The organism is Enterobacter sp. 50793107, from assembly GCF_001463365.1.
Taxonomy (GTDB): Bacteria; Pseudomonadota; Gammaproteobacteria; order Enterobacterales; family Enterobacteriaceae; genus Enterobacter; species Enterobacter cloacae.
This window is the reverse complement of record NZ_LNII01000002.1, coordinates 123,229-141,689: the sequence shown is the minus strand read 5'-3', so window position 1 is coordinate 141,689 and position 18,461 is coordinate 123,229. Positions and strand designations below refer to the sequence as shown.

The window sequence follows — 18,461 nt, the reverse complement described above, 5'->3', positions numbered from 1 at the left end:
AAATGCGCATCCTAATGATTATTGATGGTTTACCCGGTGGAGGAGCTGAAAAAACGGTTCTTACACTCTCCAGCGGATTAACAGAGATGGGGCATCAGGTCTCTCTCTTCTCGCTGCGGAAAGTGTGCGACTACGCCATTCCGGAAGGCATCGATTATCAGGTCGTTCAGGATACCTGCAAAAAACCGTGGCGGAAGCTGACGGAGATCCCACGCCGCGCCAGGCTGCTGGATCAGGCTATCGAGCGGGCGGAGCGCAGCGGCAAATTTGATGTGGTGTTCTCGCATCTGCACAAAACTGACCGCATCGTGGCGCACTGCCGCGCCCTGGAGCGCGATAAAGTGTGGTTCTGCGTGCATGGCATGTTCTCATTCTCCTACCTTCGCCATCGCCGTGGGCTTTCACGCTGGTTTAAGCACACTAAAATTCGCCATACCTACGAAAACCGCAACGTGGTCGCCGTCTCAGGCGCCGTGTTGAAAGATCTTTCAGAAACGCTGGCCCTGAATCTCCGACGCACGGCGGTAATCCATAATCCTTTTGATATTCCTGAAATCCAGCGTCTGGCGGACGCCCCCTTTGAGATGCAGGGAAAGGATTACATCATTCACGTCGGCCGCTTCCATGAACACAAGCGCCACGATCGCCTGCTACGGGCGTTCGCGCTGAGTCAGCTCAATACCACGCTGGTTATGATGGGCAATGGCTCTGAGGCTAAAATTCAAAAGCTTAAGCAGCTTGCCCGCGAACTGGGCATTGAAGACAAAACGGTTTTCCGTCCGTTCGAACCTAATCCTTATCCCTGGATTAAAGGGGCACGCCTTTTAGTGTTAAGTTCTGACTGCGAAGGTTTTGGTAATGTGCTGGTTGAATCCATTATCTGCCAGACGCCACCCGTCAGTACACATTGTCCAGGTGGCCCCGCCGAAATCCTCAAGGGAGACTTATCCCGCGGTCTGGCAGAGATGAATGACGAGTCTCTGGCAAAAACGCTGGCGGATATTTATACCTCTCCACCGGTCGTTGATCGCGCAACCATTGCATCGTTCGGTATCAAGGCCATTTGCCAGCAATATATTGCTTTGGTCGACAATCAAAAATAATCAGGTTTCTTATGCAAAATTCAGCGCCATTATTAAGCGTGGTGGTAGCCGTTTATAACGGTGAAGCGTTCCTGGATCAGTTCTTTACCTGCCTTGTGGATCAACGCATCGACAGCATGGAACTCATCATCGTCAATGACGGCTCCACGGACCGTTCGATGCAGATCGTCGAAAACTGGCGCGAAAAGCTGCCGCAGATGCAGGTTATTGAGCAGTAAAATCAGGGCGTATCCATCGCGCGTAATACCGGTCTGGCCGTCGCGACGGGCCAATATCTTTCTTTCCCTGATATTGATGATGTCTTTAAACCCGGCATGTATCAGCACCTGCTTGATATGGCTGTTACGCAACGTCTTGATGTCGCTACCTGTAACGGCAACTACGTCTGGGAAAATAATAAGAAGCCTTCACGCCCTATTTTCCCTGAAGACAAACTGGCATCAACGGGCGTCATGTCCGGCCCTGCATGGCTCAAAATGGCGCTCGACTCCCGTAAGTTCCTGCACGTGACCTGGCTGAACATCTATCGTCATGACTTTATTCGCGAGCACGGTTTTCACTTTGAACCGGGGTTGCGCCATCAGGATATTCCGTGGACCACAGAAGTACTGCTGGCGGCGGAGCGGGTGCAGTACACCAGTGAACGTTACTACGACTACTACATTCACTCTGCGTCGGTGTCTCATATGCCGGACAATGACGACACGCTCATTCGCTCGGCGCGTCACTACATGAAAATCCTGCAGATGCTCGATGCCATTAATCAGCGCTACCCCGATAAAGTGAAAGGGATCCCTGCTTGCCACTGGCAAATTGCCAAAGAAGGGCTGGGCATCATTCATACTTTCGACAACATGAAAGATGAGCAGAAAAAGGCATTTATTATCAAAGAGTTTTTCGATAAAGGGATCTGGAAACTCATCTGGAAAAATGCAAAAAGTCCCCGACTGCGCTGGCGACTGGGCCGTCGTTACTTCCGTTTGAAGCGCTATGTGGCATAAGAGATAGCTTTACCTGGCCCAAATGCTTAGAATTTGCCCGCCGAAACTAAAAAGACGGATAATCGCTTGGAATTGTTGTATACCGCCCTGCTCTATATCATTCAGCCACTGGTGTGGCTGAGACTGCTGCTTCGTAGCCGTAAAGCGCCTGCGTACCGAAAACGCTGGGCTGAACGCTATGGCTTCTGTCGCAATAAAGTTGCCCCGGACGGTATTTTGCTGCATTCCGTTTCTGTTGGCGAAACGCTGGCAGCGATCCCGCTGGTTCGCGCCCTGCGTCACCGTTATCCGTCGCTGCCGATCACCGTCACGACAATGACGCCGACCGGCTCTGAGCGCGTGATGTCCGCCTTCGGTAAAGACGTGCATCACGTCTATCTGCCTTACGACCTTCCCTGCGCCATGAACCGTTTTCTGGAAACCGTTCGCCCTAAACTGGTGATCGTGATGGAAACCGAGCTGTGGCCGAATATGATTTCCGCTCTGCATGCCCGTAAGATTCCACTGGTGATCGCTAACGCGCGTCTGTCTGAGCGGTCGGCGAAAGGCTACGGCAAGCTGGGGAAATTTATGCGCCGCCTGCTCAGCAAAATCACGCTGATTGCTGCGCAAAACGAAGAAGACGCAGCGCGCTTTATCTCGCTTGGCCTGAAACGCAACCAGCTGGCGGTGACAGGCAGTCTGAAATTCGATATCTCCGTCACGCCTGAACTTGCCGCGCGTGCTATCACGCTGCGCCGCCAGTGGGCACCGCGTCGCCAGGTCTGGATTGCGACCAGCACCCATGATGGCGAAGAGGCGATTATCCTGCAGGCGCATCGTAAGCTGCTGGAGAAATTCCCCGATTTGCTGCTGATTCTGGTGCCTCGCCATCCCGAGCGTTTTAAAGACGCCCGTGAAATGGTGCAAAAAGGCGGCTTCAGCTTCACCCTGCGCAGCAGCGGTGAGATCCCCTCCACCAGCACGCAGGTGGTTATTGGCGATACCATGGGCGAGCTGATGCTGCTGTATGGCATCGCTGATCTGGCCTTTGTTGGCGGCAGCCTGGTGGAGCGTGGTGGCCATAACCCGCTGGAGCCAGCGGCCCATGCCATTCCCGTGCTGATGGGTCCACATACCTTCAACTTCAAAGACATCTGTGCGAAATTGCAGCAAGCGGAAGGGTTAATTACCGTGACCGATGCAGATTCGGTGGTCAAAGAGGTCTCGACTCTGCTGACCGACGAAGATTACCGCCTGTGGTACGGTCGTCATGCCGTCGAAGTGCTGCATCAGAACCAGGGCGCCCTCACCCGTCTGCTGCAGCTTCTGCAACCTTATCTGCCGCAGCGGAGCCACTAATGTCAACGCGCCTGTCGGTCGTTCTGATCGCCAAAAACGCTGCCGACCTGCTTCCGGATTGCCTGGCCTCCGTTGCCTGGGCTGACGAAATTATCCTGCTTGACTCCGGCAGTGAAGACAACACGGCGGACGTTGCCCGCGCAGCAGGTGCAAAAGTCTATACCAACACCGACTGGCAAGGTTATGGCATCCAGCGCCAGCGCGCGCAGGGATATGCCACCGGTGATTATGTACTGATGCTCGACACAGACGAGCGCATCACGCCGGAGCTGCGTCAGGCTATTCAGGCGGTGCTCGCCGCACCAACGCCGGGCACGGTCTACAGCATTGCGCGTCGTAACTATTTCCTTGGCCGTTTTATGCGTCACAGCGGCTGGTACCCCGACCGGGTCACGCGCCTCTACGAGCGCGAGCGGTATCAGTACAATCATAATCTGGTCCATGAATCCCTGGCCTGCGACAGTGCGCCAGTCGTCCCTCTGACGGGCGATCTTTTGCACCTGACCTGCCGGGATTTCGCCAGCTTCCAGCGTAAACAGCTCAACTATGCCACCGCCTGGGCACAGGAGCGCCATCAGCGCGGCAAGAAGGCCACGCTGACAGGTATCTTCACCCATACGCTGGGGGCGTTTCTGAAAACGCTGCTGCTGCGTGGTGGCGTGCTGGACGGTAAACAGGGCTGGTTACTGGCCGTGGTAAATGCCCAGTATACTTTCAACAAATACACCGAGCTGTGGGCGCTCAGCCGCGGCTACTCAGAGAAAACGTGAGCCATGAGCACAAAAGCGATTTATCCAGGTACCTTTGATCCGATCACCAATGGTCATCTTGATATCATCACCCGTGCGGCGTGCATGTTCGACAAGGTGATTCTGGCGATTGCTGCCAGCCCCAGTAAAAAACCGATGTTTGACCTGAACGAGCGCGTCGCGCTTGCCACCGAGGCCATTGCGCACCTGCCAAACGTGGAGGTGGTGGGCTTCAGCGATCTGATGGCCAATTTTGCCCGCGCTCAGCAGGCGACGATTCTGATCCGTGGCTTACGCGCGGTGGCAGACTTCGAGTATGAGATGCAGCTGGCGCATATGAATCGTCATTTGATGCCGGAGCTGGAAAGCGTATTTCTGATGCCATCCAAGGAGTGGTCGTTCATCTCTTCCACGCTGGTGAAAGAGGTGGCGCGTCATCACGGGGACGTTACCCATTTCCTGCCGGTTAACGTCCACCAGGCGTTGATGGACAAGCTAAAGTAGCGCTATTTCTGGCACTGACGGCAATAGAATGTGGCGCGCTGGGCATGCTTTGTTGCGATGATCGGCGTTCCACACACCCTGCACGGCTCGCCTTTGCGGCCATACACCTGCAGCTCCTGAGCAAAATAGCCTGGCTTACCATCGCTTTGCAGGAAGTCCTTCAGCGTCGTTCCCCCCTGCTCAATTGAGCGAAGCAGCACCGCTTTAATCACCCGCACCAGCAGCTCACACTCCTGCGCCGACAGCGAAGAGGCTAGCCGATCGGGATGGATCCCGGCCGCAAACAGCGATTCGCTGGCATAGATATTCCCCACGCCGACCACCAGCTTGTTATCCATCAGCCAGGGTTTAATCGGGGTTTTCTTTTTCGCACACTTCGCTTTCAGGTATTCCGCGTTAAACGCTTCTGAAAGCGGCTCTGGCCCCAGATGTGCCAGTACGCTATGTCCTTCCAGTTCTTTGGTCCACAACCATGCGCCAAAGCGGCGGGGATCGGTATAACGCAACACTTTGCCGTTACTCATCACCAGATCGACATGGTCATGCTTTTCCGCAGGCAGCTCTTCAGTGAGGATCCGCAGGCTGCCGGACATGCCAAGATGAATGATGATCCAGCCATCGGGCAGCTCCAGGAGCAGATATTTCGCGCGGCGCTGGACGCTGAGGATCGGTTTATCGCTTAACGCATGGATCTCATCAGAAACCGGCCAACGGAGGCGACCGTTACGCACGGTAGCATGAAGAATAGTCGCGCCGACCAGATGCGGCTCAATACCGCGGCGGCTGGTCTCCACCTCAGGTAATTCAGGCATGATTCCTCCGTAGTAAGATGCAGAATGCAAAAAACCCCGCAGTTGCGGGGTTTTTCAATACAAGGAGGCTAAAATTATTTGATTTTAGCTTCTTTGTACATTACGTGCTGGCGTACAACTGGATCGAATTTTTTCAGTTCCAGTTTTTCCGGCTTAGTACGTTTGTTCTTCGTGGTGGTGTAGAAGTGACCTGTACCAGCAGAAGAAACCAGCTTGATTTTCTCGCGAATACCTTTAGCCATGATTTATTTCCTCTTTAAGTACTTAGTACTTTTCGCCACGGGCACGCAGTTCGGACAGAACTGTATCGATGCCTTTCTTATCAATTACACGCATACCTTTAGCAGATACGCGCAGGGTGACAAAACGCTTCTCGCTCTCAACCCAGAAACGGTGAGAGTGCAGGTTCGGCAGGAAACGGCGTTTAGTCGCGTTCAGTGCGTGGGAACGGTTGTTACCGGTCACCGGACGCTTGCCAGTAACTTGGCAGACTCGGGACATGTCTATTCTCCAAAAATCAAATTAGCTCGAGCTTCGTATGGGGTATCGGCGCCTCGTCAGGCTTTACAGCCCGGTCATCGCATAGTTCTATTGAACTCTCGATTGCCAGGCCCAAATGCCAAACCCGAGATTCTCAAAGGTGGCGTAGTATACGCTGACTCGGCGGTGTGCTCAAGTCCCGAACAGACAAAGATCCCGATGGATCGCGAGAAATAGCCTAAATCCAGCCATGTTCTGCAAAAGAAAGGTACTCTCCGCGGCCAATTATCAGATGGTCCAGCACACGAATGTCCATGAATTGACAGCATTTGACAATGCGGTCGGTGATCTCTTTGTCAGCTCTGCTTGGTTCTGCACAGCCAGAAGGGTGATTATGCGCGAGTATTACGCCGGCTGCATTCAATTTTATTGCTTCGCGCACAATTTCACGCGGATGAACCTCTACATGGCTTAGCGTGCCCGAGAAAAGGTGGCTATGCTTGAGAACCCGGTTCCGGTTGTCGAGAAAGATCACCATAAAGATCTCGCGTTCAATATCGGTTAACTGACTTTGCAGAAACTCGCGCGTCATCGCAGGAGTCAGTATCGGGTCCTCCTCCTGCATACGAACACACTGAAAACGGCGGGCCAGTTCGGCAATCCCCTTGAGCTGGGCATATTTCGCCACACCGATACCCTCCACATGCGCAAACTCCGCCAGTTCCGCCGTCATCAAACCGTAGAGTGAGCCAAAATGGCCTATCAGATCTTTTGCCAGCGTAAAGACCGTTTTGCCCGGCGTACCGGTGCGCAAAAAAAGCGCCAGCAGTTCCTCATCTTTTAGCAAAGTGACGCCATAGCGCAGCAATTTTTCGCGCGGTAAGAGCAGTTCATCCTCGTCTTCCATGCTTTTTCTCCCTGTTTTTTGCCCATCTTGCCATAGGCTACTCAGGTACCTGACTCTCGCGTCTCGTTCTTGCGTAACGCCTCGCAAAGTGACCGAAGGACAAGATCACCCCGTTTTTGGGATTGTGATAAAATGCCCGCTCTCTGGTGAAACCCAACAGGAAAGAATCATGATGAGCCTGGCCGGTAAAAAAATCGTTCTTGGCGTTAGCGGCGGCATTGCAGCCTATAAAACGCCGGAACTGGTGCGCCGTCTGCGCGAGCGCGGGGCCGACGTACGGGTCGCGATAACCGAAGGCGGAAAAGCCTTTATCACTCCTCTGAGCCTGCAGGCCGTTTCAGGATACCCGGTATCTGACAGCCTGCTTGACCCTGCCGCAGAAGCCGCGATGGGCCATATTGAGCTTGGGAAATGGGCAGACCTGGTTATCCTTGCCCCCGCCACGGCCGATTTAATTGCCCGCGTTGCCGCCGGGATGGCGAACGATCTGGTTTCGACCATTTGTCTGGCCACGCCCGCTCCTGTTGCCGTCGTGCCGGCCATGAATCAGCAGATGTATCGCAATGCCGCGACCCAGCATAATCTACAGACGCTGGCCTCGCGCGGCCTGCTGATCTGGGGGCCGGACAGCGGGAGCCAGGCCTGTGGCGATGTCGGCCCAGGCCGTATGCTTGATCCATTGACTATTGTCGATATGGCCGCGGCCCATTTTTCGCCTGTCAACGACCTGCAACATCTCAACATCATGATTACAGCCGGCCCAACGCGCGAGCCGCTGGATCCGGTACGTTACATTACCAACCACAGCTCCGGTAAAATGGGCTTTGCGATTGCGGCCGCAGCGGCGAAACGCGGCGCGAACGTCACGCTGGTCAGTGGCCCGGTCTCCTTACCTACGCCGCCTTTTGTGCAGCGTATTGATGTCACCACCGCGCTGGAAATGGAGGCCGCGGTACAGGCCCATGCGCAAAACCAGCAGATTTTTATCGGTTGTGCTGCCGTCGCGGACTACCGCGCAGAGACCATTTCTGATGCCAAAATCAAAAAGCAAGGCGATGAATTAACACTAAAAATGGTGAAAAACCCGGATATCGTTGCTGGCGTCGCCGCGCTGAAAACCCATCGTCCTTACGTTGTTGGGTTTGCCGCAGAAACAAATAATGTGGAAGAATATGCCCGGCAAAAACGTACCCGCAAAAACCTCGATTTGATTTGCGCGAATGACGTATCGCTGGCCACGCAAGGATTTAACAGCGACAGCAACGCACTGCACCTTTTCTGGCAGGATGGAGATAAAATCTTACCGCTTGAGCGCAAGGAACTCCTGGGCCAACAATTACTGGACGAGATCGTTACCCGTTATGATGAAAAAAATCGACGTTAAGATTCTGGACCCGCGTGTTGGCGAGCAATTCCCGCTGCCAACCTATGCCACCTCCGGCTCTGCCGGTCTTGACCTGCGCGCCTGTCTCGATGACGCCGTAGAACTGGCTCCGGGTGCGACCACCCTGATCCCAACGGGCCTGGCGATTCACATTGCTGACCCTTCACTGGCGGCGGTGATCCTGCCACGTTCAGGCCTGGGTCATAAGCATGGTGTCGTGCTGGGTAACCTGGTCGGCCTGATCGACTCTGACTACCAGGGCCAGCTGATGGTCTCCGTCTGGAACCGGGGTCAGGACAGCTTCACCATTGAACCGGGCGAGCGTATCGCGCAGATGGTCTTTGTACCTGTGGTGCAGGCAGAATTTAACCTGGTGGCAGACTTTGATGCCACCGACCGTGGCGAAGGCGGCTTCGGCCATTCCGGGCGCAAATAACCGCCCGACAGACACGCATCTCACAGCGCCATAATGTCATAACAAACCGCAAACGCCAGTTTGCGGTCGCTGTGTGGATGCCAGCCTGACAAGTGCTTATTTTCAGGGGTATTTTGCAACATGGCAGAAAAACAAACCGCGAAAAGGAACCGTCGCGAAGAAATACTTCAATCTCTGGCTCTGATGCTTGAATCCAGCGATGGCAGTCAACGCATCACCACCGCAAAACTGGCCGCCTCTGTAGGCGTGTCTGAAGCGGCGCTGTACCGTCATTTCCCGAGCAAAACCCGGATGTTCGACAGCCTGATCGAGTTTATCGAAGACAGTCTGATCACGCGCATCAACCTGATTCTGAAAGACGAAAAAGACACCACCGCGCGTCTGCGTCTGATTGTGCAGTTGATTCTGGGATTTGGAGAACGTAACCCGGGCCTGACCCGTATTCTGACTGGCCATGCGCTGATGTTTGAGCAGGACAGACTGCAGGGTCGCATCAACCAGCTTTTCGAACGTATTGAAGCGCAGCTGCGCCAGGTACTGCGTGAGAAGAAAATGCGTGAAGGCGAAGGTTACAGCACGGATGAAACGCTGCTGGCAAGCCAGATCCTGGCGTTTTGCGAAGGGATGCTCTCCCGTTTTGTACGCAGTGAGTTCAAATACAGCCCAACGGACGATTTCGACGCCCGTTGGCCGTTAGTGGCGGCGCAGTTGCAGTAAAGTCGTTGCCGGATGGCGGCTTCGCCTTATCCGGCCTACGAATTGCGCAGGCCCGGCAAGCAACGCGTCACCGGGCAATTCCGTTACACGCCAAACTCTTCGCGATATGCCCGCACCGCAGCCAGATGATCCGCCATCTCTGGCTTCTCTTCCAGATACGCAATCAGGTCTTTCAGGTTGATGATTGACGTCACTTTGCAGCTGTAATCACGTTCAACTTCCTGAATGGCCGAGATTTCACCACGACCCCGTTCCTGGCGGTCCAGAGAAATCAACACGCCAGCCAGCGTCGCGCCGTTGGCCTGGATAATCTCCATGGATTCGCGAATGGCGGTACCCGCGGTGATGACGTCGTCCACCAGCATCACGCGCCCCTGCAGTGGGCTGCCGACCAGGTTGCCGCCTTCACCGTGGGTTTTGGCCTCTTTACGGTTAAAGCAGTACGGCACGTCGCGGTCATGGTGTTCTGCCAGCGCAACCGCGGTGGTGGTCGCAATCGGAATGCCTTTATAGGCCGGGCCAAACAGCAGGTCGAAATCAATCCCTGAATCCACCAGCGCTTCGGCATAGAAACGGCCTAACAGCGCCAGATCGCGCCCGGTATTGAACAGCCCGGCATTGAAGAAATAGGGGCTCTTGCGCCCGGATTTCAGCGTAAACTCGCCAAACTTGAGGACCTGCTTGTTAAGCGCAAACTCAATAAACTGGCGCTGATACGGTTTCATGGATTCGCTCCTTTGTCTTTTCTGTCTTACAGGCAAAAAAAAGGCGACTCATTGGTCGCCTTTAAAATCAATTTTCTAACGCCGCTTTCTGCGTCGTTACAATAGATTCAATTCCCCCTCGGGCCAGAGCCAGCAAGGTGAGAAGTTCTTCGTGGGTAAACGGTTCGCCTTCTGCGGTGCCCTGCACCTCAATGATACGTCCGTCTTCGGTCATCACCACGTTCATGTCAGTTTCGGCAGCGGAGTCTTCTACGTATTCCAGATCGCAAAGCGCTTCACCGTTAACGATACCGACGGACACCGCGGCAACCATCCCTTTCATTGGGTTTGTTTTCAGCTTACCGGCCGCAACCAGTTTATTCAGGGCATCCGCCAGCGCCACACAGGCACCGGTAATCGATGCGGTACGCGTGCCACCGTCAGCCTGAATGACGTCGCAGTCCAGAGTAATGGTGAATTCGCCCAGCGTTTTCAGATCAACAGCGGCGCGCAGCGCACGCGCGATGAGGCGCTGAATTTCCATGGTACGGCCGCCCTGCTTACCCTTTGCCGCTTCACGGGCATTACGGGTATGCGTTGCACGCGGCAGCATGCCATATTCAGCCGTGATCCAGCCCTGGCCCTGACCTTTCAGGAAACGCGGAACGCCTTCTTCAATGGAAGCCGTGCACAACACTTTGGTGTCACCAAACTCAACCAGAACGGAGCCTTCAGCGTGTTTTGTATAGTTACGGGTCAGGGTGACGGGACGCACCTGATTGGCGCTACGACCTGCTGGACGCATGATGAATTCTCCGGCTTGAAACGAATGTGGCTGCGCATTATACGGATAAAGGACGCTTATTCCTATCCTGAGAAGCCCCTGAAAGCTATAATCCCCCCATCTCTCCTTTAAAAACGGGAATATCTATGATCCGCAGTATGACCGCCTACGCCCGGCGTGAAATCAAGGGTAGCTGGGGTAGCGCTACCTGGGAAATGCGTTCGGTAAACCAGCGCTATCTGGAAACCTATTTCCGTATGCCGGAGCAGTTCCGCAGCCTTGAGCCTGTGGTGCGTGAGCGTATCCGTACGCGTCTGACGCGCGGCAAAGTGGAATGTAACCTGCGTTTTGAGCCGGATGCCAGCGCGCAGGGCGAACTGATCCTCAACGAAAAACTGGCAAAACAGCTCGTCAATGCGGCGAACTGGGTCAAAATGCAAAGCGACGAAGGCGAAATTAATCCGGTTGATATTCTGCGCTGGCCTGGCGTCATGGCTGCCGGAGAGCAGGATCTGGATGCAATTGCCGCTGAAATCCTTGCCGCCCTCGACAGCACGCTGGATGACTTTATCGTTGCTCGCGAAACCGAAGGCCAGGCGCTGAAAGCGATGATTGAACAGCGCCTTGAAGGCGTCAGCGCCGAAGTGGCAAAAGTACGTACCCATATGCCGGAAGTGCTGCAGTGGCAGCGCGAGCGTCTGGTTGCCAAACTGGAAGAAGCGGAAGTTCAGCTGGAAAATAACCGCCTGGAACAAGAGCTGGTGCTGATGGCGCAGCGCGTTGACGTGGCCGAAGAGCTGGACCGTCTGGAAGCACACGTTAAAGAGACCTACAACATTCTGAAGAAGAAAGAAGCCGTTGGTCGTCGTCTCGACTTTATGATGCAGGAGTTCAACCGCGAGTCGAATACCCTGGCGTCTAAATCAATCAATGCCGACGTGACGAATTCCGCCATTGAGCTCAAGGTACTGATTGAGCAGATGCGCGAGCAGATCCAGAATATTGAGTAATACTATTCGGGTGGCGTCGACCGACGTCACCCATTACTATTTCTAATCCATTTTAACCCGTCTTTTCTCGCGCTTCCGCCACCAATCAACCTTCTCCACTATGGGTTGATAAAATTTTATAGGGCAAACCCGCTCACTTTAGAAAATCTCAATCGTGATCGTGCGCACAAAACGTTAACCTTCCCGGCTTCACACCGGAGGTTATATGCTGCTTCACACTCTTTATCTCATTGGCATCACTGCAGAAGCCATGACTGGCGCGCTTGCAGCCGGTCGTCGCCGAATGGATACCTTCGGCGTAATCATTATTGCCACAGCGACCGCGCTGGGCGGAGGTTCCGTGCGCGATATTCTGCTGGGCCATTACCCGCTGGGCTGGGTGAAAAACCCCGAGTACGTGATTATTGTGGCGACCGCCGCCGTAGTAACCACCATTGTCGCGCCCGTTATGACCCATCTGCGTCGCCTGTTTCTGGTGCTTGATGCGCTCGGGCTGATTGTCTTTTCTATCATTGGCGCACAAATCGCGCTCGATATGGGTGAAGGGCCAGTTATCGCCACCATTGCCGCCGTGGTGACCGGGGTGTTTGGAGGCGTGCTGCGCGATATGTTCTGCAAACGTATTCCTCTGGTCTTTCAAAAAGAGCTGTATGCCGGCATCTCCTTCGCCGCAGCGGTGCTCTATATTGCCCTGCAGCATTATGTTTCGAACCATGATGTGGTGGTCATCTCCACGCTGCTGTTCGGCTTTACGGCCCGCATGCTGGCGTTGCGACTGAAGCTCGGCCTGCCGGTGTTTCACTACAAACACAACGCTCACTAATTTCAGAATCCCTTGATGTGCTGTTCAGCCAGCCACTTTGCCAGCACATCCACCTCCGGCGCGTGGAGCCAGTTAACGATTTGCCGCGCTTTCTCCTCTCCGGTCCCCGGCAAGGTCTGCCAGTCCATAGCGCTACGCTGGTGCATGGTCTGCCATGATAGCTCTCCGGCGGCTTTCAGAGTCGCCTGAGCCAGCGGAACCCCCATCGCCATGATCCAACGAATAAAAGGACGCTCGCGCACCAGATTAAACTGATGCCAGAGCGCCAGTCCGCGTGCAGCCGAAAACCCCGGCGTGGTTTGCAGCTGCGCCTGGGTTAACAACAGCCATGAGAAAATATGTTCAAAGCGATGTGCCTGCCAGAGCGACCGCCAGCCTGACTCGCCTAGACCGGCAATATCCAGCCCCTGCTTAGAACTGAGCCACGTCAGCCGGGCAAAGAACTGCTCCATACATTCCGGTGAAGCGTAAAAACAGCTGAGAGAATGGTACTGCGGGACTGGAGGTTCTGGTTTTTGCCGGTCGGTCCCTCGCCAGACGACTTTGTCGAATCGGGGGATCCCCTGCCCGGCCAGGCTTACCTGGATCTGGTCGCCCGGCGCGATATCCAGCCTTTGCCAGCGGCCAACGGACCCGAGGCTAACCCGCTGCACCTGTTTATCATCCAGCCGTACCGGCTCCAGCGCCGCCACAACGGCAATTTTACCCGTACGGCCCACAGTGAAGTGAATATCCCATACTTCAGCAACCTGCGCGACAGGGGGATATTTCCATGCAACAACCCAACTGCCCTCTCCAGGCAGCCAGTTTTCACCCGGCAGTTCATCCGCCGAGCGAACCACAATGCCGTCCGTGGCAAAGGGTAATGCTGCGGTGTGCCACGCTGAGCGCTGCTTTTCTACGGCCTCAATATGCTCTACGGGCAAGGTATAGCGCGCCGTCAGGGTAAACCCCGCGTCAGACAGTTCCGCCAGTGCGGTTTTCATCTCTTTTGGCCCGTCTGGCCAGGCCCAGATGAATACCCCAACCTCTCTCAAAAACGCGTTATCCTGCTGGCGCATCATCGCACCTGCGACTTTTGCGCGTGCATTCATTCCGCCCATCTGCTGCTGAATGTGGTTTTCACGCTGCCAAAAAAGCTCTCCCTGTAACACGCTGTTCGCCAGCGCACCGGAAAGATGTTGTGGCACCGACGGTATTAAACGCACCTGCGATGTCCAGTCTTCACCTTTTAACCCATCGCCACGGCTAATGGCCTGAGCCAATGTTCCACCCCGATACACCAGCGTTACCGCTACACCGTCAACTTTGGGTTGCATCCAGAGATTGCGCCGGGCATGCATCCACTGGCCAAGCTCTTCTTTACTGCTCACCTTATGAACCCCTGTATGGGCGACAGGGTGTTTGATACGTCCCGTCAGGGCGGGAAGTGCTGCGTCAGGTGATGCATGCCCAAAACAGTGCTGCCACTGTTTTAACTGCTCGTTGAGCTGGTCATACACTTCATCGTTCACTTCGCTGATACCCTGCTGCCAGTAGGCGTCATCCCAGCGTTTGATTTGCGCACTTAACGTCGCAATCTCTTTCTCCGCCCTCGCCTGAGACCACACCGGGCACACCGCCGCCGCAGAACCACACCACAACAGCATGAAGCCGCTTATCCATCGCCACATTGCTACCCCTCCTTTACGTTGCTGGAGGTATAACCCGGCGACGAAAACCACGCTAATGGCAACATTGCGCTTTGCGAGGCGCTATCCAGAGTGAATTTATGTTGCTGCAAAACACAGGTAAAACCTGAAAACGACACGCAAAATGCAATAATCCAGGGGAAAAAGTGTGACAAAGGCTACGTCACACAGCGGCGACGTGTATAATAAGCCCGTATGTAGGACTTCTTCGTTAACACATACAAAAGACTCTCATGGCTCAAGGCACGCTTTATATTGTTTCTGCCCCTAGTGGCGCGGGTAAATCCAGCCTTATTCAGGCACTGTTAAAAACCCAACCGTTGTATGACACTCAGGTTTCTGTTTCACACACCACGCGTAAACCGCGTCCGGGTGAAGTGCACGGTGAACACTATTTCTTTGTCGATCACGACGAATTTAAAGCGATGATTGGCCGAGATGCGTTTCTTGAACACGCAGAAGTTTTCGGGAACTACTACGGTACTTCGCGTGAAACCATTGAGCAGGTTCTGGCAACCGGCGTGAATGTGTTCCTGGATATCGACTGGCAGGGCGCACAGCAAATTCGCAAGAAAATGCCTGATTCGCGCAGTATCTTTATTTTACCGCCGTCGAAAGATGAGCTGGATCGCCGCCTGCGTGGCCGCGGTCAGGACAGCGAAGAGGTCATTGCAAAGCGAATGGAACAGGCAGTTGCAGAAATGAGCCATTACGCCGAATATGATTACCTTATTGTGAATGATGATTTTGATGCCGCACTGAGCGATCTCAAAACCATCCTTCGCGCAGAACGTCTGCGTATGAGCCGCCAGAAGCAGCGACATGACGCATTAATCACCAAACTGTTGGCAGACTGAACCCACTTTCAGTATTATGCCCAGTCATTTCTTCACCTGTGGAGCATTTTAAGTATGGCACGCGTAACTGTTCAGGACGCTGTAGAGAAAATTGGTAACCGTTTTGACCTGGTGCTGGTCGCCGCGCGTCGCGCTCGTCAGATGCAGGTAGGCGGAAAAGATCCGCTGGTACCGGAAGAAAACGATAAAACCACCGTAATTGCACTTCGCGAAATCGAAGAAGGTCTGATCAACAACCAGATCCTCGACGTACGTGAGCGCCAGGAGCAGCAAGAGCAGGAAGCCGCAGAACTGCAGGCCGTAACCGCAATTGCTGAAGGTCGTCGTTAATTAAACCTGCGGGTCGCCCTTGTATCTGTTTGAAAGCCTGAATCAACTGATTCAAACCTACCTGCCTGAAGACCAGATTAAGCGTCTTCAGCAGGCTTATCTCGTTGCACGTGACGCTCACGAGGGCCAGACACGTTCAAGCGGTGAACCCTATATCACGCACCCGGTAGCGGTGGCCTGCATTCTGGCCGAGATGAAACTCGACTATGAAACGCTGATGGCCGCTCTGCTGCACGACGTGATCGAAGATACCCCTGCCACTTACCAGGATATGGAACAGCTGTTTGGCAAAAGCGTTGCCGAACTGGTGGAAGGGGTGTCCAAGCTTGATAAGCTGAACTTCCGCGACAAGAAAGAGGCGCAAGCCGAAAACTTTCGCAAGATGATTATGGCGATGGTGCAGGATATCCGCGTCATTCTCATCAAACTCGCTGACCGTACCCACAACATGCGCACGCTGGGCTCACTCCGCCCGGACAAACGTCGCCGCATTGCCCGTGAAACCCTCGAAATCTACAGTCCGCTGGCGCACCGTTTAGGTATCCATCACATTAAAACCGAGCTGGAAGAGCTGGGTTTTGAAGCGTTGTACCCGAACCGCTATCGCGTCATTAAAGAGGTGGTGAAAGCCGCCCGCGGTAACCGTAAAGAGATGATTCAAAAGATCCTCTCGGAAATTGAAGGACGTTTACAGGAAGCGGGCATTCCCTGTCGCGTGAGCGGTCGCGAAAAACACCTGTACTCTATTTACTGCAAAATGGTGCTCAAAGAGCAGCGTTTTCACTCGATCATGGATATTTACGCGTTCCGCGTGATCGTCCACGATGCCGATACCTGCTATCGCGTTCTGGGGCAGATGCACAGCCTCTACAAGCCGCGTCCAGGGCGCATGAAAGATTACATCGCCATTCCAAAAGCGAACGGCTATCAATCTTTGCATACCTCGATGATCGGCCCGCACGGCGTCCCTGTTGAAGTGCAGATCCGCACCGAAGACATGGACCAGATGGCGGAGATGGGTGTCGCCGCACACTGGGCCTACAAAGAGCACGGTGGTGAAAGCAGCACTACGGCACAAATCCGCGCCCAGCGCTGGATGCAGAGCCTGCTCGAGCTGCAGCAGAGTGCGGGTAGCTCGTTTGAATTTATCGAGAGCGTAAAATCCGATCTCTTCCCGGATGAGATTTACGTTTTCACGCCTGAAGGGCGTATTGTCGAACTGCCTGCGGGCGCGACTCCGGTCGACTTCGCGTATGCCGTGCATACCGATATCGGCCACGCCTGCGTAGGCGCACGCGTAGACAGACAGCCTTATCCGCTGTCTCAACCGCTCGCCAGCGGCCAGACAGTCGAAATCATCACCGCACCGGGCGCACGTCCAAACGCGGCCTGGCTGAACTTTGTTGTGAGCTCCAAAGCGCGCGCCAAAATCCGTCAGCTGCTGAAAAACCTCAAGCGTGATGACTCCGTCAGCCTTGGGCGTCGTCTGCTCAACCATGCGTTGGGTGGCAGCCGTAAGCTGGCAGAGATCCCACCAGAACATATCCAGCGTGAACTCGACCGGATGAAGCTCACCTCTCTGGACGATCTGCTGGCGGAAATTGGGCTGGGTAACGCCATGAGCGTCGTGGTGGCCAAAAACCTGCAGCAGGGCGAAGCAATACCTTCCGCACCTGGCGCATCCGGCCACGCGCATCTGCCGATCAAAGGCGCGGACGGGGTGCTTATCACCTTTGCGAAGTGTTGCCGTCCAATTCCTGGCGATCCGATTATTGCGCACGTCAGCCCGGGCAAAGGGCTGGTTATCCACCATGAATCTTGTCGTAACATCCGCGGCTATCAAAAAGAGGCGGAGAAGTTTATGGCGGTCGAGTGGGATAAAGAGACGGCGCAGGAATTTATCACCGAAATTAAGGTGGATATGTTCAACCACCAGGGTGCCCTGGCGAACCTGACGGCAGCGATCAACACGGCCTCTTCCAACATTCAGAGCCTGAATACGGAAGAAAAAGATGGCCGCGTATACAGCGCCTTTATTCGTCTGACCGCCCGCGACCGCGTGCATCTGGCAAATATTATGCGCAAGATCCGCGTCATGCCGGACGTCATTAAAGTCACCCGAAACCGAAACTAGTTTTATGAATGCACAACGTTATGCACGTATCTGCGAAATGCTCGCCAGGCGTCAGCCTGATCTGACGGTCTGCATGGAGCAGGTCCATAAACCTCATAACGTCTCTGCCATTGTCCGTACCGCAGACGCCGTCGGCGTGCATGAAGTGCACGCCGTCTGGCCCGGTGCCCGCATGCGCACCATGGCGTCGACAGCCGCAGGCAGTAACAGCTGGGTGTCCGTCAAAACCCATCAGACCATCGGAGAAGCCGTATCGCACCTGAAAGGTCGCGGTATGCAAATTCTTGCCACCAACTTGTCTGCCAAAGCGGTCGATTTCCGCGAGATCGACTACACCCGCCCGACCTGCATTTTGATGGGTCAGGAGAAAACCGGGATCACTCAGGAAGCGCTGGATCTGGCGGATCAGGACATCATCATCCCCATGATCGGCATGGTGCAGTCCCTGAATGTCTCTGTGGCCTCCGCCCTCATTCTGTATGAAGCCCAACGCCAGCGTCAGAACGCCGGGATGTACGAGCGCAGCAACAGCATGCTGCCGGAAGACGAACAGCAGCGCCTGCTGTTTGAAGGCGGCTATCCGGTGCTGGCTCGTGTTGCAAAGCAGAAAAAATTGCCTTACCCCCACGTCAACGCGCAGGGCGAAATTGAAGCCGATGCCGGGTGGTGGGCCACCATGCAGTACGCAGGGTAA

The 18,461-nt window shown here is 54.7% G+C and carries 20 protein-coding genes and 1 pseudogene; 14 read left to right on the top strand and 7 right to left on the bottom strand.

What is annotated here, in order from left to right; all coding sequences use genetic code 11:
* Positions 1 to 2: 2 nt before the first annotated feature.
* The 5 genes and pseudogenes from APU11_RS00755 to coaD all read left to right on the top strand — a co-directional run bounded on the left by APU11_RS00755 (position 3) and on the right by coaD (position 4,698).
* Positions 3 to 1,103: a glycosyltransferase gene (locus APU11_RS00755; RefSeq protein WP_029881896.1), complete on the top strand. Its 1,101-nt coding sequence runs from the start codon at positions 3 to 5 to the stop codon at positions 1,101 to 1,103.
* A gap of 11 nt (positions 1,104 to 1,114) precedes the next feature.
* Positions 1,115 to 2,104 (top strand): annotated as a pseudogene (locus APU11_RS00750) (glycosyltransferase).
* 66 nt (positions 2,105 to 2,170) lie between these two features.
* The gene (gene waaA / locus APU11_RS00745) at positions 2,171 to 3,445 is read left to right on the top strand and encodes a lipid IV(A) 3-deoxy-D-manno-octulosonic acid transferase (RefSeq protein WP_013094897.1); all 1,275 of its coding nucleotides are present in this window, start codon (positions 2,171 to 2,173) and stop codon (positions 3,443 to 3,445) included.
* Positions 3,445 to 4,215 (top strand): glycosyltransferase family 2 protein, encoded by a 771-nt coding sequence (locus APU11_RS00740; protein WP_058650584.1) that lies wholly within the window; start codon positions 3,445 to 3,447, stop codon positions 4,213 to 4,215. Before waaA ends, APU11_RS00740 begins: the two co-directional genes overlap by 1 nt.
* A gap of 3 nt (positions 4,216 to 4,218) precedes the next feature.
* Positions 4,219 to 4,698, top strand: coding sequence for a pantetheine-phosphate adenylyltransferase (gene coaD / locus APU11_RS00735; RefSeq protein WP_013094895.1), 480 nt, complete (start codon positions 4,219 to 4,221; stop codon positions 4,696 to 4,698).
* Between the two features lie 2 nt (positions 4,699 to 4,700).
* On the opposite strand, the gene mutM is transcribed toward coaD, so the two are convergent.
* From mutM to radC, 4 genes are all read right to left on the bottom strand, one after another.
* The gene (gene mutM, locus APU11_RS00730; RefSeq protein ID WP_013094894.1) at positions 4,701 to 5,510 is read right to left on the bottom strand and encodes a bifunctional DNA-formamidopyrimidine glycosylase/DNA-(apurinic or apyrimidinic site) lyase; all 810 of its coding nucleotides are present in this window, start codon (positions 5,508 to 5,510) and stop codon (positions 4,701 to 4,703) included.
* A gap of 74 nt (positions 5,511 to 5,584) precedes the next feature.
* A complete protein-coding gene (gene rpmG, locus APU11_RS00725) occupies positions 5,585 to 5,752 on the bottom strand; it encodes a 50S ribosomal protein L33 (protein WP_013094893.1) in 168 nt (55 codons plus the stop codon).
* A 22-nt stretch (positions 5,753 to 5,774) separates the two neighbouring features.
* Positions 5,775 to 6,011, bottom strand: a complete 237-nt coding sequence (gene rpmB / locus APU11_RS00720) for a 50S ribosomal protein L28 (protein ID WP_002436699.1) — start codon at positions 6,009 to 6,011, stop codon at positions 5,775 to 5,777.
* A 217-nt stretch (positions 6,012 to 6,228) separates the two neighbouring features.
* Positions 6,229 to 6,897 carry a DNA repair protein RadC gene (gene radC, locus APU11_RS00715; RefSeq protein ID WP_013094892.1) on the bottom strand — a complete coding sequence of 223 codons (669 nt, stop codon included), beginning with the start codon at positions 6,895 to 6,897 and terminating at the stop codon, positions 6,229 to 6,231.
* Positions 6,898 to 7,069: 172 nt separating this feature from the next.
* On the opposite strand from radC, the gene coaBC reads away from it, so the two are divergent.
* From coaBC to slmA, 3 genes are all read left to right on the top strand, one after another.
* Positions 7,070 to 8,281: a bifunctional phosphopantothenoylcysteine decarboxylase/phosphopantothenate--cysteine ligase CoaBC gene (coaBC, locus tag APU11_RS00710; RefSeq protein WP_029881894.1), complete on the top strand. Its 1,212-nt coding sequence runs from the start codon at positions 7,070 to 7,072 to the stop codon at positions 8,279 to 8,281.
* Complete coding sequence (gene dut / locus APU11_RS00705; protein ID WP_015570042.1) at positions 8,259 to 8,717, top strand: dUTP diphosphatase; 459 nt, start codon at positions 8,259 to 8,261, stop codon at positions 8,715 to 8,717. Before coaBC ends, dut begins: the two co-directional genes overlap by 23 nt.
* Positions 8,718 to 8,837: 120 nt before the next feature.
* A complete protein-coding gene (slmA, locus tag APU11_RS00700) occupies positions 8,838 to 9,434 on the top strand; it encodes a nucleoid occlusion factor SlmA (RefSeq protein ID WP_013094890.1) in 597 nt (198 codons plus the stop codon).
* Positions 9,435 to 9,517: 83 nt separating this feature from the next.
* Here the strand turns inward: slmA and pyrE are convergent, their stop codons facing one another.
* Both pyrE and rph read right to left on the bottom strand, forming a co-directional pair.
* The gene (gene pyrE, locus APU11_RS00695; RefSeq protein WP_013094889.1) at positions 9,518 to 10,159 is read right to left on the bottom strand and encodes an orotate phosphoribosyltransferase; all 642 of its coding nucleotides are present in this window, start codon (positions 10,157 to 10,159) and stop codon (positions 9,518 to 9,520) included.
* 67 nt (positions 10,160 to 10,226) lie between these two features.
* Complete coding sequence (gene rph, locus APU11_RS00690; protein ID WP_013094888.1) at positions 10,227 to 10,943, bottom strand: ribonuclease PH; 717 nt, start codon at positions 10,941 to 10,943, stop codon at positions 10,227 to 10,229.
* Between the two features lie 125 nt (positions 10,944 to 11,068).
* Here rph and APU11_RS00685 point away from each other — a divergent pair, with 125 nt between their 5' ends.
* Together APU11_RS00685 and APU11_RS00680 are read left to right on the top strand one after the other, a co-directional pair.
* Positions 11,069 to 11,932 (top strand): YicC/YloC family endoribonuclease, encoded by an 864-nt coding sequence (locus tag APU11_RS00685; RefSeq protein WP_013094887.1) that lies wholly within the window; start codon positions 11,069 to 11,071, stop codon positions 11,930 to 11,932.
* A gap of 205 nt (positions 11,933 to 12,137) precedes the next feature.
* On the top strand, positions 12,138 to 12,755 hold the full coding sequence (locus APU11_RS00680) for a trimeric intracellular cation channel family protein (RefSeq protein ID WP_058650583.1): 618 nt from the start codon (positions 12,138 to 12,140) through the stop codon (positions 12,753 to 12,755).
* A gap of 2 nt (positions 12,756 to 12,757) precedes the next feature.
* Here APU11_RS00680 and ligB read toward each other — a convergent pair whose 3' ends face one another.
* Positions 12,758 to 14,428, bottom strand: coding sequence for an NAD-dependent DNA ligase LigB (ligB, locus tag APU11_RS00675; protein WP_058650582.1), 1,671 nt, complete (start codon positions 14,426 to 14,428; stop codon positions 12,758 to 12,760).
* A gap of 251 nt (positions 14,429 to 14,679) precedes the next feature.
* Here ligB and gmk point away from each other — a divergent pair, with 251 nt between their 5' ends.
* The 4 genes from gmk to trmH are packed head-to-tail and all read left to right on the top strand — an operon-like array spanning position 14,680 to position 18,461.
* A complete protein-coding gene (gmk, locus tag APU11_RS00670; RefSeq protein WP_013094883.1) occupies positions 14,680 to 15,303 on the top strand; it encodes a guanylate kinase in 624 nt (207 codons plus the stop codon).
* A 54-nt stretch (positions 15,304 to 15,357) separates the two neighbouring features.
* Entirely contained in the window at positions 15,358 to 15,633 is a 276-nt protein-coding gene (gene rpoZ, locus APU11_RS00665) for a DNA-directed RNA polymerase subunit omega (protein ID WP_000135058.1), read from the top strand.
* Positions 15,634 to 15,652: 19 nt separating this feature from the next.
* On the top strand, positions 15,653 to 17,767 hold the full coding sequence (gene spoT / locus APU11_RS00660; protein WP_013094882.1) for a bifunctional GTP diphosphokinase/guanosine-3',5'-bis pyrophosphate 3'-pyrophosphohydrolase: 2,115 nt from the start codon (positions 15,653 to 15,655) through the stop codon (positions 17,765 to 17,767).
* A 4-nt stretch (positions 17,768 to 17,771) separates the two neighbouring features.
* Positions 17,772 to 18,461 (top strand): tRNA (guanosine(18)-2'-O)-methyltransferase TrmH, encoded by a 690-nt coding sequence (gene trmH, locus APU11_RS28545; RefSeq protein ID WP_020686483.1) that lies wholly within the window; start codon positions 17,772 to 17,774, stop codon positions 18,459 to 18,461.